1 protein-coding gene is annotated in these 736 nt (G+C 62.8%); it reads right to left on the reverse strand.

What is annotated here, in order from left to right; genetic code table 11:
• On the reverse strand, positions 1-736 hold a 736-nt coding region (locus tag LZ536_RS13005), incomplete at both ends, for an outer membrane protein (RefSeq protein ID WP_249849236.1).

Below are 736 nucleotides of genomic sequence, written 5' to 3' on the forward strand. Positions count from 1 at the left end.
GGTGGCGGAGGCGGACATGCGTCCGTCGCCAGGATCACCGAGCCATCCGGGCACGTCTGCGTCGCCGGAGGCGGCGGCGGAGGCGGCGGGGGTGGCGGCGGCGGAGGCGGCGGCGGAGGCGGCGGGGCCGATCCGAAGCTGAAGATCAGGCTCGCCAAGAGCGAGTGCGACCGGAACTTGCCGTCGATGTTCGTATTGTCGAGGAAGTTGTCGAACGTGTCGTTGTCGTGGAACTTGGTCGAGAAGTAGCGATACTTCAGGCCAAGCTCGATGTTGTTGCTGATGTTGTAGCCGACACCCGCGATGATCTGCCACGCGAAGTGGCTGTCGCTGGCGTCGCCCAAGTCCGTGTTGAGCTTCGTCCAGGCCCAGCCGCCGCCGACACCGATATAGGCATCCCAGCGTTCGCCGAAGCTCGGGTTCCACAGGGCATTGGCCATCAACGACCAGACCTTGGTGTCGCCGTCGACATCGGTGGAATCACCGCTGTCGTCAGTGACCTTGTCGAAATCAGCGGCCTTGTAGCCAAGCTCGGCCTCGAGCCGGAACTGGCCGAAGTCGTAGCCGCCGATGATGTCGCCGTCGAAGCCGAGCTTGTAGTCGACGTCATAGTCGTAGCTCAGGCTACCACCTTCAACGAAATCATATTCGAAATCGACGTCGAGATCGTTCGGGAAAAGAAGGCCGGCTTCAACGCCGACATAGCCCGCATGGTCCGTCGTCGCCAAAGCCGGTG

This window comes from Sphingomonas alba (genome assembly GCF_023516555.1).
GTDB classification, from domain to species: Bacteria; Pseudomonadota; Alphaproteobacteria; order Sphingomonadales; family Sphingomonadaceae; genus Sphingomicrobium; species Sphingomicrobium album.